Raw genomic sequence first — 14,176 nt, 5'->3', positions numbered from 1 at the left:
GCGGTGGCGCGCGCCCGGCCCGACGGCTACACGCTGCTCATGGGCACCCTGGGCACGCAGGCCACGAACCCGCTCATCTACGCGCAGGTGCCATACGACGCGGCGCGGGATTTCGCGCCCGTGACGCTGGTGGCCAACTCGCCCAACGTGCTGCTGGTCAACCCCAAGCTGGGCATCGCTTCCGTGGCGCAGCTCATCGCGCAGGCGCGGCGCGCGCCGGGCTCGCTGAACTTCGCCTCCACCAGCCTGGGCGGCTCGCCGCACCTGTCGGGCGAACTGTTCAACCGCCTGGCCAAGGTGGACATCCGCCACGTGCCATACAAGGGCTCCGCGCCCGCCATGACCGACCTGCTGGGCGGGCAGGTGCAGCTTATGTACGACAACCTGCCTTCGGCCATGGGCCAGATCAAGGCCGGCGCGGTCCAGCCGCTGGCCGTCACGACCGCGCGCCGCGTGCCCATGCTGCCGGACGTGCCCACGGTGGCCGAGGCGGGCCTGCCGGGGTACGAAGTGAATTCCTGGTTCGGCCTGCTCGCCCCGGCCGGCACGCCGCCCGCAATTATCGGCAAGGTGCGCGACGCGGTGGCCGCGGCGCTGGCCGAGCCCGGCACGCGCCGCCAGGTCGAGGAGCTGGGCGCCATCCCGGCCGCCGGCACGCCGGAAGAGTATGCCGCCACCATCCGCGCCGACACCGACAAGTGGCGCCAGGTCATCCGGGACGCCGGCATCCGGCCGCAATAAGGCCGCGGCGTGCGGGAATCGCAACAAGGAGACAGACATGAACCGCAAGACAGGCAGGCTGCGCATCGGATCCGGCGCCGGCTGGTGGGGCGACCGCATCGACCCGGCGCGCTGGAACGCCGAGCGCGGCGCGCTGGACTTCCTCTGCTTCGAAACCATGGCCGAGGCCACGGTTTCGGCGGCCCAGGTCCGCAAGCGCCGCGACCCGGGCTTCGCGGGCTACGACACCTGGCTGGACGACCGCATGCGCGCGGTGCTGCCGCACTGCAAGGCGCACGGCACGCGCATCGTGTCCAACCAGGGCTGGATCAATCCGCGCGGGGCGGCGCGGCGCGTGGCCGAACTGTGCGCCGAGGCGGGCTGGCCCGAGGCCCGCGTCGCGGCCGTCACGGCCACCGACCTGAGCGCCGGCATCGCGGACAGCGGGCTGGACATCATGGAAACCGGCGCCCCGGTTTCCTCGCTGCGCGACACGCTGATCTCGGCCGAACCCTATGCCGGCGCCTCGGCCATCGTGCAGGCGCTGGACCAGGGCGCCGACATCGTCATCACCGGGCGCGTGGCGGACCCCTCGTTGTTCCTCGCGCCCATGATGCACCACTACGGCTGGCGCGAAGACGACTGGGCCCGGCTCGGCCAGGGCAGCGGCATCGGCCACCTGCTCGAATGCGGCGCGCAGGTCACCGGCGGCTATTTCGGCGACCCCGGCTACAAGGACGTGCCCGAGCCGTGGAATCTGGCTTTCCCGTATGCCGACGTGGACGCCGACGGCACGGCGGAAATCGGCAAGGTGGACGGCACCGGCGGTTGCATCGACCTGCGCACCGTGAAGGAGCAGATGTTCTACGAAGTGCACGACCCGGCGCGCTACATCACCCCGGACGTGGTGGTGGATTTCACCACCGCCCGCCTGGAGCAGGTGGGCGAAAACCGGGTGCGCGTCGGCGGCATCGCCGGCCGCCCCCGCACCTCCACGCTGAAGGTTTCCATCGGCTGCACCGAGGGCTATATCGGCGAGGACATGTTCTTTTTCGCCGGGCCGGGCTGCCTGGAAAAAGCCAGGCTGGCGGAAAAGATCCTGCGCGAGCGGCTACGCATGGCCGGCCTGCAGGCCGACGAACTGCGCATCGACTTCATCGGCGCCAACGCCGTGCTGGGCGCGGCATCGGCGCCGCTGCGGGAAGAGCCGGCCGAGATCGCGGTGCGCATCGCCGCCCGCTGCGCCAGCCGCGCCCAGGCCGAGAAGATCGGCCGGGAAGTGGACGGCATGGCGGTCTGCGGGCTGGCGTCCACCGGCAAGCGCGTTCCGCACCAGGACCGGGTGCGCGAAGTGATCGGCCTGTGGTCCGCCCTCGTGCCGCGCGAAAGCGTGGCGTGCCGTGTCGAATTCATCTAGGGAGCATACGATGCGAGTTGCATTGCGACGCGTGGCGCATACGCGCTGCGGCGACAAGGGCAATACCTCGAACATCGCGGTCATCGCCTACGAGCCCCGGTTCTATCCGTGCATCAAGCGTGCCGTCACGGTAGAGGCCATGCGGACGATCTACGGCGGCCAGGCTGTGCGCGGCCCCATCACGCGCTACGAGGTCGACGCCCTGGGCGTGCTGAACTTCGTGCTCGAAGGCGCGCTGGGCGGCGGCGTGTCGCGCAGCCTGGCCATCGATAATTACGGCAAGGCGCTGGCCAGCGCTGTGCTACGGTTGGAACTCGAGGTGCCCGACGACCTGGCGCCTCTGCTGCGAGGCCCCCACATCAAGCAGGGAGAGTAGCGGATGTTCGAAGACCTGAAATCCAAGACCGTCCTCGTCACCGGCGCGTACAGCGGGCTGGGCCGGCATTTCGCCTTGGTGCTCGCGGGCGCGGGCGCGCGCGTGGCCCTGTGCGGGCGGCGCAAGGCGCTCGGCGAGGAAGTGGCGGCGCAGATCCGCGCGTCGGGCGGCCAGGCCCGCGTGATCGGCATGGACGTGACGCAGCCCGCCGGCGTGCAGGCGGCCTTCGACCAGGCGGCCGAAGCGCTCGGGCCGGTCGGCATCGTCATCAACAATGCCGGCATCGCCCTGACGCAGCCGGCGCTGGACGTTTCCGAGGCGGACTGGACCGGCGTCATCGACGTCAACCTGAATGGCGCATGGCGCGTGGCCCAGGCGGCGGCGCGCCATTTCATCGCGCACGGCCGGCCCGGCTCCATCGTCAACATCGCGTCCATCCTGGGGCAGCGCGTGGCCTCGCACGTCGCGCCGTATGCCGCCGCCAAGGCGGGCCTGCTGCATCTCACCCGTGCGCTGGCGCTGGAATGGGCGCGTCACGGCATACGGGTCAACGCCATCGCGCCCGGCTACATCGCCACGGACCTGAACCGCGACTTCTTCGCCTCGCCGGCGGGCGAGGCGCTGATCAAGCGCGTGCCGCAGCGCCGGCTGGGCCAGCCGGGCGACCTGGACGGCCCGCTGCTGCTGCTGGCCTCGGACGCCTCCGCCTTCATGACCGGATCGGTCATCGACGTGGACGGCGGGCATCTGGCGAGTTCGCTTTGAATCCGCATGCGCGGCCGGCGCGGCGCCGGCCCGCGCCCAACAAGGAGACTCACGATGGATTTCTCTCTGTCCCCCGATCTCGAGGACTACCGACGGCGCGTGCGCGAATTCGTCGACCGCGAGCTGATTCCGCTCGAAGCCGACCGCGCCAACTATGACGCGCACGAAAACATCGCCGACGCGACGCTGGCCCGTGTCCGGGCGCGCGTGCGCGACGCCGGCCTGTGGGCGCTGCAGATGCCGCGCCGCCTCGGCGGCCAGGGACTGCCCATGGTGGGACTGGCCGCCTGCTACGAGGAGATGAACCGCTCCATCTTCGGCCCGGTGGCGTTCAACGCGGCCGCCCCCGACGACGGCAACATGCGCGTGCTGGCGCAGGTGGCCCGCCCGGACCAGCAGGAGCGCTGGCTGCGGCCCATTGTGGACGGCGAGGTGCGGTCCTCTTTCGCCATGACCGAACCCCACCCCGGCAGCGGCTCCGATCCCTCCATGATGCGCACCACCGCCACGCTCAAGAACGGCAAGTGGGTCGTCAACGGGCGCAAATGGTTCATCACCGGCGCCGGCGTGGCGCAGCATTTCATCCTCATCGCCCGCACCTCGGACGACGCGCGCAAGGGGCTGAGCGCCTTCCTTTTCGACGCCGCGCAGCCGGGCTGGCGCATCGAGCGCCGCATCCCCATCATGGGGCCGGAAGAACATGGCGGGCACTGCGAACTCGTCTTCGAGGGATTGGAGATTCCCGACCAGAACCGCCTCATGGAAGTGGGCGACGGGCTCAAGCTCACGCAGATCCGGCTGGGCCCGGCGCGCCTGACGCACTGCATGCGCTGGCTGGGGCTGGCGCGCCGCGCCATGGCCGTGGCGGTGGACTATGTGGGCCAGCGCAGCAGCTTTGGGCAGAAGCTGGCCGAGCGCGAGGGCGTGCAGTGGCTGCTGGGCGAAGCCGCGATGCAGATCGAGATCGGCCGGCTGCTGACCATGCGCGCGGCCGCGCGGCTGGACCAGGGCGACTACGCCCGCAAGGAAATCTCCATGGCGAAGATCGTGGTTTCCGAAACCCTGCAGAAGGTCGTGGACACCGCGCTGCAGCTCAACGGCGCACGCGGCTATTCCAAGGACACGCCGCTGGAGTGGATCTACCGCTACGCCCGGCAGGCGCGCCTGGTGGACGGCGCTTCCGAGGTGCACAAGATGGTGCTGGCGCGCCACCTGATGGACGAGGGCGACGCCTACTGGCGCTGGGACGACGCGGACGCGCCGCGCAAGGCGCTGGTCGTATGAACGCGCCCGCCACGAACGCCGCCCGCGCCGCCGCGCCGCAGTGGCTGCCCGCGCTCGCGGCCTATCTTTCCGCCCGCGGCCTGGCCGACCCGGCCACGCTGTCGCTGCGCCCCCTGTCCGGCGGCAGTCCAACCCCACCTATCTGCTGGAGGACGCCACGGGCCGCCGCGTGCTGCGCAAGCAGCCGCCCGGCGAACTGCTGCCCTCGGCCCACGCCGTGGACCGCGAGTACCGCGTCATGTCCGCCCTGGCGGACACCGACGTGCCCGTGCCGCGCATGCTGCATTATTGCGAAGACCGCAACGTCGTCGGCACGCCCTTCTACCTCATGAGCTACGCCGAAGGGCGCGTCTTCATGGACCCCGCGCTGCCCGGGCTGGCGCCCGCCGAGCGCGCCGCCGTCTATGCCGAGGCCGGCCGCGTGCTGGCCGCGCTGCACGCCGTCGATCCAGCCGCCGTGGGGCTGGCCGGCTACGGCCGCCCGGGGGGATTACTTCGCGCGCCAGGTGGCGCGCTGGACGCGCCAGTACCGCGACACGGAAACCGCCCGCATCGCCGCCATGGACGCCCTCATCGACTGGCTGCCCCGCCATCTGCCGCGGGACGGCCAGACCCGGCTGGTGCACGGCGACTACCGCATCGACAACCTGGTGTTCCACCCCGCCGAGCCGCGCGCCATCGCGTTGCTGGACTGGGAACTGTCCACGCTGGGCGATCCGCTGGCCGACCTCGCCTACCACTGCATGTGCTGGCGCATTCCGCCCGCGCTCTGGCGCGGCATTGCCGGGCTGGACCTGCGGGCCCTGGGCATCCCCGATGAGAACGCATTCGTCGCGGCCTATTGCCGCGAGCGCGGCATGGCTCCGCCGCCGAATTGGGACTTCTACCTCGCCTACAGCTTTTTCCGCATCGCCGCCATTCTGCAGGGCGTATATGCCCGCGCGCTCGCGGGCAATGCGGCGGGCGCCGACGCGCAGGAAATGGGCGCACGCGTCGCGCCCCTGGCCGCGCTCGGCTGGGAGGCCGCCCAGCGCGAACAGCGCCGTCAACCCGCGAGCCGGGAGGAACCGCAATGATTGCCGACGCCGACGAACTGCCGCGCAACGCGGCCAATCACGTGGCCCTGACGCCGCTGGGCTTTCTGCAATGGGCCGCCAGCGTGTTCCCCGATCGCATCGCCCTGGTGCATGGCCGGCATTACCGGCAGACCTGGGCCGCCACGCAGGACCGATGCCAGCGCATGGCCTCCGCCTTGCGGTCCTGGGACGTAGGGCGCGGCGACGTCGTCGCCGTGCTGGCGCCCAACATCCCGGCGCTGTACGAGGCGCACTTCGGCGTGCCCATGGCCGGCGCGGTACTCAATGCCCTCAACACGCGGCTGGACGCCGCCACGCTCGCATTCATTCTTTCGCACGGCGGCGCGTCCGTCCTGCTCTTCGACAGCGAATACGCCGACCTGGTGCGCGACGTGCTCGCGCGCCTGGACCGGCCGCCCCGCACCGTGCGTATCGAAGACGGCGAATTCGCGGGCGAGCACGGCGTCCTCGGCGATGCCGAATACGAAGCCTGGCTCGCCGCCCAACCCGCCGCCGCCGACTGGACCTGGCCCGAAGACGAATGGCAGAGCATCTGCCTGAACTACACCTCCGGCACCACCGGCAATCCCAAAGGCGTGCTGTATCACCATCGCGGCGCGTATCTCAACGCGGTCGGCAATGTGCTTTCCTGCGGCATGCCGCCGCATTCCGTCTACTTGTGGACGCTGCCGATGTTCCACTGCAACGGCTGGTGTTTCCCGTGGACGCTGGCCGCGCTCGCCGGCACCAGCGTATGCCTGCGCCGGGTGGAGCCCGCGGCCATCTTCGACGCCATCGCGCAGCATCGGGTCGGCTTCTTCTGCGCCGCGCCGGTAGTGCTCAATATGCTCGTCAACGCCCCCGCCGCCGCACGCAAGCGGGCCGGGCATCCCGTACAAGCCATGACGGGCGGCGCGGCGCCGCCCGCCGCCATCATCGAGGCCATGGACGGGCTGGGCATCGGCGTCACGCACCTGTACGGGCTCACCGAAACCTACGGCCCCTCCGTCAGTTGCGCCTGGCACGAAGAATGGGACACGCTGCCGCTGGCGCAGCGCGCCGCGCGCAAAGCCCGCATCGGCGTGCGCAAACTGAACGTGGAAGCCGTGCAAGTCGTGGACGACCGGCTCCAGCCCGTGCCCGCCGACGGCGCCACCCTGGGGGAAATCGTGCTGCGGGGCAACACGATCATGAAAGGCTATCTGCGCGACCCCGGCGCCACGGCCGGGGCCTTCGCCGGCGGCTGGTTCCATTCGGGCGACCTGGGCGTGGTCCACCCCGACGGCTACGTCGAAATCAAAGACCGCGCCAAGGACATCATCATCTCGGGCGGCGAGAACATCTCCACCGTCGAGATCGAAAGCGTGCTGTACCGGCACCCGGACGTGCTCGAAGCCGCGGTCGTGGCCAGGTCCGACGCGACCTGGGGCGAGACGCCGTGCGCCTTCGTTGCGCTGAAAGACGGCGCGCAGGCCAGCGCCGACGACATTCTCGCGCACTGCCGCCGGCACCTGGCGCGCTTCAAGATCCCGCGCACCGTCGTATTCGGCCCGCTGCCGAAGACGGCCACCGGCAAGATACAGAAATTCGTGCTGCGCGAGCAGGCTTCGGCGCTGCGGGACGAGCCCGGCAAACAATAAGGCCGCGCCCGGGCCTGCAGGGCCCGCGGCGCGGCCTCGATCGAACCAGGCGCGATCAGGCCTTGCGCACGGTTTCGATCAACCCGTCGAGCTGCGTCAACATCGTATCCATTTCCTGCGCCGTCACGTTCAGCGCCGGCATGAAGCGCAGCAGGTGGGGACGCGGGGCGTTGAGGAGCAGGCCGTTGGGGGCGAGGTTGCGGGCGGCCTCGACGATGGCGGGGCCGTCGTCGCGGTCCATGACCAGGGCGCGCAGCAGGCCCATGCCGCGCTCGCCCTTCATGCCGTACTTGGCCGAGAGGGCGTTGAGGCCATCGGAGAGCTGCCGGGCGCGGGCGTTGACGGCTTCCATGAAACCCGGGGCGACGAGGGCGTCGAACACGGCGACGCCGACGGCGGCCATGAGGGGGTTGCCGTTGTAGGTGCCGCCCTGGTCGCCGTGGGCGAAAACGCAGACTTCCTGGCGCGCGAGCAGCGCGGCCAGCGGCACGCCGCCGCCGATGCCCTTGGCCAGCGTCATGATGTCGGGCGTGACTTCGAACTGCTGGTAGGCGAACAGGGTGCCGGTGCGGCCCATGCCGGTCTGCACTTCGTCGACGATGAGCAGCAGCTTGTGCGCGTCGGCCAGCTTGCGCAGGCCCTGCATGAATTCGCGGGTGGCGGGGATGACGCCGCCCTCTCCCTGCACGGGCTCGAGCATGATGGCGACGGTCTGGTCGTCGATGAGGGCGCGCACCGAGTCGAGGTTGTTCAGCTCGGCCTTGGGGAAGCCTTCGACCTGCGGGGCGAACATCTTGTCCCAGCCCGGCTTGCCGGAAGCCGACATGGTGGCCAGGGTGCGGCCATGGAAGCCGTGGTCCATGGTGATGATCTTGTAGGCGCCCTGCTTGTGGACCTGGCCCCATTTGCGCGCGAGCTTGATGGCGCCTTCGTTGGCTTCGCCGCCGCTGTTGGCGAAGAACACGCGGTCGAAGCAGGAAGCCTGGGTGAGGCGCGTGGCCAGTTCGATGGACGGCAGGTTGTAGAACGCCGGCGAGGGGTTCATCAGCAGCTTGGACTGCTCCGCCAGCGCGCGCTGCATTTCGGGCGCGCAGTGGCCCAGGGTGTTCACCGCCCAGCCCTGGACGAAGTCCAGGTATCGCTTGCCCGCGTGGTCCTCCAGCCAGGAACCCTGGCCTCGCACGAACACGAGGTCCGGGCGGGAGGTGATCTCCATGAGGGCATTGACGTTGAACTGGCTGAATTCCATGGCGGTTCCTGCGTAAGAAAGAAACAGGGGGTTGAGGGGGAACGCAAAGAAGCAAATTTAGCACCCCGCGGGCAGTGCTATCGTGACGCATCCGTCCCTGGACGGCGGCCCGCGCCCCAAAAAGGCGCCGGGCGCCATCCGGACGCCCAGGCGCTACCCCCGCGCGCAGCTTTTTCCACGCTTTTTCGCTGAGACATCATGAAACGTTTTCTTCCCGGCCTGACGGCCGGAATCCTGCTGGCGGCGGCCAGCGCCGGGGCGCACGCCGGGTTTCCCGACCGCCCCATCCGCCTGATCGTGCCCTTCCCGCCCGGGCAGGCAACGGACATCTTCGCGCGCGCCCTGGCCGAGAAGCTGGGCGCGGCGGTCGAGCAGCCCGTGGTGGTGGAAAACCGCGCCGGCGCGGGCAGCAACATCGGCATGGAGCAGGCCGCCCGCGCGACGCCGGACGGCTATACCCTGGTGATCGCGGGCAGCGCGGCGGCCGTCAATCAGACGCTGTACAAGACCATCAATTACAGCCTGACCCGGGATTTCGCGCCGGTGTCGGGAGTGTTCTCGGTGCCGCTGATGTTCCTGGCCACGCCGGCGTCGGGCATCACCTCGCTCAAGCAGCTGGTGGACGAGGCCAAGGCGCATCCGGGCGAACTCGCCTACGCCAGCGCCGGCATCGGCGGCACGCAGCACCTGTCGGCGGAGATGTTCAAGGCGGCCGCCCAGCTCGACATCCGCCACATCCCGTACAAGGGCAGCGGCCCGGCCCAGGCGGATTTCCTGGGCCACCAGGTGCCGCTGATGGTGGACTCGGTGACGGCGGGCCTGCCGCACGTGCAGAGCAAGAAGGCCGTGGCGCTGGCCGTCACGACGGCCAAGCGCCTGCCGCAGCTGCCGGACGTGCCCACCGTGGCCGAAAGCGGCTATCCGGGCTTCGAAGCCATAGGCTGGGCCGCCGTGCTGGCGCCGCGCGGCACGCCCGCGCCGGTCACCGCGGCCCTGTCGCAACGGATCGGCGAGGTGCTGAACTCGCCCGAGATGCAGAAGTTCTTCCGCGACCGCGGCGCCGACCCCATGCCGATGACGCCCGAAGCCACGGGCAAGTTCATCGCCGGCGAAGTGCAGAAATGGGGACAGGCAGTGCGCCAATCGGGCGCCAGCGTCGACTGACCGGCCGCCCGTGCCGGCGCGCGCCCGTNCAGGGCCGCCCCCGCCGCCGCGCCAAAGGGCGATCAGCTCCAGCGTGACGTGCCGCGCCCCTGGCCAGCACGGGCGCATAGGCCCATATCGGAGAAAAGTCGAACTGGTAAGCCATGACGCGGCCGTCCGCGCCTACAGATCGGCGGGCAGGCCGGCGCCCAGCCACTTCTGCGAGATCGCGGCCAGCGCGCCGTCGCGCTTGGCCGCGGCAAGAATCTCGTTCACCTTGGCGCGCAGCCCGGGCTCGTTCTTGTTCAGCCCGATGTAGCAGGGCGAATTCTTGATCAGAAACTTGGTTTCCGGCTTCTTGGGCGGGTTGCGCGCCAGGATGGCGGCGGCCACCACATTGCCGGTGGCGATCAGCGGCACCTGTCCCGACAGGAACGCGGTAATGGTGCCGTTGTTGTCTTCATAGCGCTTGATGGTGGCGCTGGCCGGCGCGATCTTGGAAAGCTCGATGTCTTCCACCGCGCCGCGCGTGACGCCGATGGTCTTGCCCGCCAGGTCGGCGGCCGCGCTCACCTTGATGTCCGCCGGACCGAACACGCCATTGAAGAATGGCGCATACGCGTCGGAGAAGTCGATGGCCCGCTCGCGTTCGGGGTTCTTGCCCAGGCTGGAAATCACCAGGTCCACCTTGCGCGTCTGCAGGTACGGGACGCGGTTCGCGCTGGTGACGGGCACCAGCTCCAGCTTCACCCCCATCTGTCCGGCGATCAGGCGGGCCGTGTCGATGTCGTAGCCCAGCGGCTTCATGTCGGCCCCGACCGAGCCGAAGGGCGGAAAGTCCTGCGGCACGGCAATCCTGATGACGCCGGCCTTCTTTATATCGTCCAGCGTGTCGGCATGGCCGGGGGAGGCGGCCAGCAGCGTGGCGGCGGCGCAAAGGGACAGCAACAGGGATCTGCGATTCATGGAAACTCTCCAGGCGGAACGATCCGGCCCGCCTGGTCGCCCCTGGGCTACACGATGGTGTACGGCATCATCGGGCTCATCAATTTCGCCCACGGCGACGTGGTGATGATCGGCGCGATGGCCGCCACCACCATCGCCATCTCCCTGGTGGGCGGCGACCCCTCCGCGTCGGCCTTTCTGGTGCTGGGCGCCGGGCTGCTGGTTTCCGTGCCGCTGTGCATGGCCGTGGGCTGGACCGCCGAGCGCATCGCGTACCGGCCGCTGCGCCGCGCCCCGCGTCTGGCGGCGCTCATCACCGCCATCGGCGTGTCCATCATCCTGCAGAACCTCGCCATGATGGGCTGGGGCCGCAATTACCTGAACTTCCCGCAGGTGCTTTCGCCGCGCGTGTTCGAGTTCTTCGGCGCGCGCATGAGCACGCTGCAGATCGCCATCGTGGTGATCGCGGCGCTCATCATGGGCGCGCTGCTGCTCGTGGTGCACAAGACGCGCCTGGGCACGGCCATGCGCGCCACGGCGCAGAACCGCGAGGTGGCCGGGCTGATGGGCGTGAACATCAACACCGTCATCTCCGCCGCCTTCCTGATCGGCTCGGCGCTGGCCGCCGTGGCCGGCATGATGGTCGCCACCTACTACGGCGTTTCCCAGTACACCATGGGCTTTCTGCTGGGCCTGAAGGCGTTCACCGCCGCGGTGCTGGGCGGCATCGGCAACCTGGTTGGCGCCATGGCCGGGGGCCTGTTGCTGGGCGTGATCGAATCGCTGGGCGCGGGCTACATCGGCGACCTCACCGGCGGCTTCCTGGGCAGCCACTACCAGGACGTCTTCGCCTTTTTCGTGCTGGTGCTGGTGCTGATCTTCCGTCCTTCCGGCCTGCTGGGCGAACGCGTGGGAGACCGGGCATGAACGCGACACTGAAGAAAAACGGGCTCACCGCGCGCAACCTCGCCGGCATCGCGCTGATCGGCGTGGCGCTGGCCGTGCTGCCCTTCGTGCTGGGCATGGCCGGACAGAGCTGGGTGCGCATCCTGAATTTCGCGCTGCTGTACGTGATGCTGTCGCTGGGCCTGAACATCGTGGTGGGCTTCGCCGGCCTGCTCGACCTGGGCTACATCGCGTTCTACGCGGTGGGCGCTTACGTATGGGCGCTGCTGGCTTCGCCGCATTTCGGGCTGCATCTGCCGTTCTGGGCCATCCTGCCCATCGCGCTGGCGCTGGCCTGCCTGTTCGGCGTGCTGCTGGGCGCGCCCACGCTCAAGCTGCGCGGCGACTACCTGGCCATCGTGACGCTGGGCTTCGGCGAAATCATCCGCATCTTCCTCAACAACCTGAACGCGCCCGTCAACATCACCAACGGGCCCCAGGGCCTGAACCGCATCGACACCTTCAAGGTGGGCAGCTTCGCGTTCGGCCGCACGGAAACCCTCATGGGCATCCGCTTCACCGGGCCGGAGAAGTACTACTACCTGCTGCTGGGCCTGACGCTGCTCATCGTGCTGGTGTGCGTGCGCCTGCAGAACTCCCGCATCGGGCGCGCCTGGGAGGCCATCCGCGAAGACGAGATCGCGGCCAAGGCCATGGGCATCAACACCCGCAACGTGAAGCTGCTGGCGTTCGCCATGGGCGCGTCCTTCGGCGGCGTGGCCGGAGCGCTGTTCGCTTCCATGCAGGGCTTCGTGAGCCCCGAGAGTTTCAGCCTGATGGAATCCATTTCCATCCTGTGCATGGTGGTGCTGGGCGGCATGGGCCATATTCCGGGCGTGATCCTGGGCGCGCTCATCCTGGCCGCGCTGCCGGAGTTCCTGCGCGCGGTCGTCGAGCCCCTGCAGAACATGCTGTTCGGCTCGGTAGTGCTCGATCCCGAAGGCATACGCATGCTGCTCTTCGGCCTGGCCATGGTGTGCGTGATGCTGTTCCGGCCCGCGGGCCTGTGGCCCTCGGCGGTGCGCCGCCGCGAGCTGTCATCCAGGAACCGGGGAGGCGAGTCATGAGCAAGCTATTGCAAGCCCAGGGCCTGGGCAAGCGTTTCGGCGGCCTGCAGGCCCTGTCGGACGTGAGCTTCGACATCGAGCAGGGCGAGATCTACGGCCTCATCGGCCCCAACGGCGCGGGCAAGACCACGCTCTTCAACGTGCTGACCGGGCTCTATATTCCGGAGGAAGGCAGTTGCATCTTCAACGGCGAGTCCATGACGGGCAAGAAGCCGCACGAAGTGGCCCAGGCCGGCCTGGCGCGCACCTTCCAGAACATCCGCCTGTTCGCCAACCTGAGCGCCATCGAGAACGTGATGATCGGCCGCCACGTGCGCACGCGCGCCGGCGTGCTGGGAGCGGTGCTGCGCACCCGCGCCACCCGCGCCGAGGAAGCCGCCATCGAGGCCCTGCGCGCACGAGCTGCTGGAGTACGTGGGCATCGCCCACCGCGCCAACGACGTGGCGCGCTCGCTGCCCTACGGCGACCAGCGCCGCCTGGAGATCGCGCGGGCGCTGGCCACCGATCCCAAGCTGCTCGCGCTGGACGAACCGGCGGCGGGCATGAACGCCTCCGAGACCGTGGTGCTGCGCAAGCTGATCGAGAAGATCCGCGGCGACGGCATCACCGTGCTGCTCATCGAGCACGACATGAAGCTCGTCATGGGTCTGTGCGACCGCGTGCTGGTGCTCGAATACGGCAAGGTGCTGTCCCTGGGCAAGCCGGCCCAGGTGCAGCGCGATCCCAAGGTCATCGAGGCCTATCTGGGCGCTGGCGCCGCCCAGGACCCGCTTATCCACCAGGAGCGCCCCGCATCATGACCGCATCCCAACCCCTACTCGAATTGCGCGGCCTGCAGGTGTCGTACGGCGGCATCCGGGCGGTGCGCGGCATCGACCTGCGCGTGGACCCGGGCGAGCTGGTCTGCCTCATCGGCGCCAACGGCGCGGGCAAGAGCACCACGCTGCGCGCTATCTGCGGCCTCGTGCCGCTGGCCGGCGGCGAGATCGTCTACGACGGCCAGTCCATCGGCGGACGCAAATCGCACGAACTGGTGCGCCAGGGCCTGGTCATGGTGCCCGAGGGCCGGGGCATCTTCGGCCAGCTCACCATCGAGGAAAACCTGGCCATGGGCGCCTACGTGCGCCGCGACGCCGCGCAGGTGCGCCAGGACACCGAGCGCGTCTTCACGCTGTTTCCGCGCCTGGCCGAGCGGCGCAGGCAGGCGGCCGGGCAACCTGTCGGGCGGCGAGCAGCAGATGGTGGCCATGGGCCGCGCGATGATCGCGCGGCCCAGGCTGCTGCTGCTGGACGAGCCTTCGATGGGCCTGGCCCCGCTCATGGTGGAAAAGGTGTTCGAAGTGGTGCGCGCCATCGCCAGCGAAGGCGTGACCATCCTGCTCATCGAGCAGAACGCGCGCCTGGCGCTGGAGAATAGCCATCGCGGCTACGTGATGGAGTCCGGCGAAATCATTCTTTCCGGCCCGGCCGGCCAGATGCTGCACGATCCCAAGGTGCGGGCGGCCTACCTGGGCGAGGTCGAGGAATCGGCCTGAGGGCCGGCCGGCG

General features: G+C 69.5%; 10 protein-coding genes and 4 pseudogenes. 12 read left to right on the top strand and 2 right to left on the bottom strand.

Going from position 1 to position 14,176, the window contains the following annotated elements; genetic code table 11:
• The 7 genes and pseudogenes from AD428_RS17130 to AD428_RS17100 all read left to right on the top strand — a co-directional run.
• The coding region (locus AD428_RS17130) for a Bug family tripartite tricarboxylate transporter substrate binding protein (protein WP_053245978.1) at window positions 1–741 on the top strand (741 nt) is incomplete at its 5' end.
• Window positions 742–778: 37 nt separating this feature from the next.
• Window positions 779–2,137 carry an acyclic terpene utilization AtuA family protein gene (locus AD428_RS17125; protein WP_053245975.1) on the top strand — a complete coding sequence of 453 codons (1,359 nt, stop codon included), beginning with the start codon at window positions 779–781 and terminating at the stop codon, window positions 2,135–2,137.
• A gap of 10 nt (window positions 2,138–2,147) precedes the next feature.
• Window positions 2,148–2,513: an AtuA-related protein gene (locus AD428_RS17120; protein WP_053245974.1), complete on the top strand. Its 366-nt coding sequence runs from the start codon at window positions 2,148–2,150 to the stop codon at window positions 2,511–2,513.
• 3 nt (window positions 2,514–2,516) lie between these two features.
• The gene (locus AD428_RS17115; protein WP_053245973.1) at window positions 2,517–3,278 is read left to right on the top strand and encodes an SDR family NAD(P)-dependent oxidoreductase; all 762 of its coding nucleotides are present in this window, start codon (window positions 2,517–2,519) and stop codon (window positions 3,276–3,278) included.
• A gap of 54 nt (window positions 3,279–3,332) precedes the next feature.
• On the top strand, window positions 3,333–4,562 hold the full coding sequence (locus tag AD428_RS17110) for an acyl-CoA dehydrogenase family protein (RefSeq protein WP_053245972.1): 1,230 nt from the start codon (window positions 3,333–3,335) through the stop codon (window positions 4,560–4,562).
• Window positions 4,559–5,638 (top strand): annotated as a pseudogene (locus tag AD428_RS17105) (phosphotransferase). The gene AD428_RS17110 and the pseudogene AD428_RS17105 overlap by 4 nt, the downstream one beginning before the upstream one ends.
• Complete coding sequence (locus AD428_RS17100) at window positions 5,635–7,278, top strand: AMP-binding protein (protein ID WP_053245971.1); 1,644 nt, start codon at window positions 5,635–5,637, stop codon at window positions 7,276–7,278. Before AD428_RS17105 ends, AD428_RS17100 begins: the two are co-directional and overlap by 4 nt.
• 55 nt (window positions 7,279–7,333) lie before the next feature.
• Here AD428_RS17100 and AD428_RS17095 read toward each other — a convergent pair whose 3' ends face one another.
• Window positions 7,334–8,527, bottom strand: a complete 1,194-nt coding sequence (locus tag AD428_RS17095) for an acetylornithine transaminase (protein WP_053245970.1) — start codon at window positions 8,525–8,527, stop codon at window positions 7,334–7,336.
• A 198-nt stretch (window positions 8,528–8,725) separates the two neighbouring features.
• Here AD428_RS17095 and AD428_RS17090 point away from each other — a divergent pair, with 198 nt between their 5' ends.
• Window positions 8,726–9,691: a Bug family tripartite tricarboxylate transporter substrate binding protein gene (locus AD428_RS17090; RefSeq protein ID WP_053245969.1), complete on the top strand. Its 966-nt coding sequence runs from the start codon at window positions 8,726–8,728 to the stop codon at window positions 9,689–9,691.
• 162 nt (window positions 9,692–9,853) lie between these two features.
• Here AD428_RS17090 and AD428_RS17085 read toward each other — a convergent pair whose 3' ends face one another.
• The gene (locus AD428_RS17085) at window positions 9,854–10,636 is read right to left on the bottom strand and encodes a transporter substrate-binding domain-containing protein (protein WP_053245977.1); all 783 of its coding nucleotides are present in this window, start codon (window positions 10,634–10,636) and stop codon (window positions 9,854–9,856) included.
• Window positions 10,637–10,738: 102 nt separating this feature from the next.
• Between AD428_RS17085 and AD428_RS17080 the strand changes: the two are divergent.
• The 4 genes and pseudogenes from AD428_RS17080 to AD428_RS17065 all read left to right on the top strand — a co-directional run.
• Window positions 10,739–11,542: pseudogene (locus AD428_RS17080) on the top strand (branched-chain amino acid ABC transporter permease); the annotation flags it as partial.
• Window positions 11,539–12,627 (top strand): ABC transporter permease subunit, encoded by a 1,089-nt coding sequence (locus AD428_RS17075; protein ID WP_053245968.1) that lies wholly within the window; start codon window positions 11,539–11,541, stop codon window positions 12,625–12,627. The pseudogene AD428_RS17080 and the gene AD428_RS17075, both read left to right, overlap by 4 nt.
• Window positions 12,624–13,428, top strand: a pseudogene (locus AD428_RS17070) (ABC transporter ATP-binding protein). Before AD428_RS17075 ends, AD428_RS17070 begins: the two are co-directional and overlap by 4 nt.
• Window positions 13,425–14,163: pseudogene (locus AD428_RS17065) on the top strand (ABC transporter ATP-binding protein). The pseudogenes AD428_RS17070 and AD428_RS17065 overlap by 4 nt, the downstream one beginning before the upstream one ends.
• The last annotated feature ends 13 nt before the right edge of the window (window positions 14,164–14,176 follow it).

The sequence above is a fragment of the Achromobacter sp. DMS1 genome, from assembly GCF_001270295.1.
Note: the sequence above shows the minus strand (reverse complement) of the source record. Positions and strands in the feature narration are given on the sequence as shown.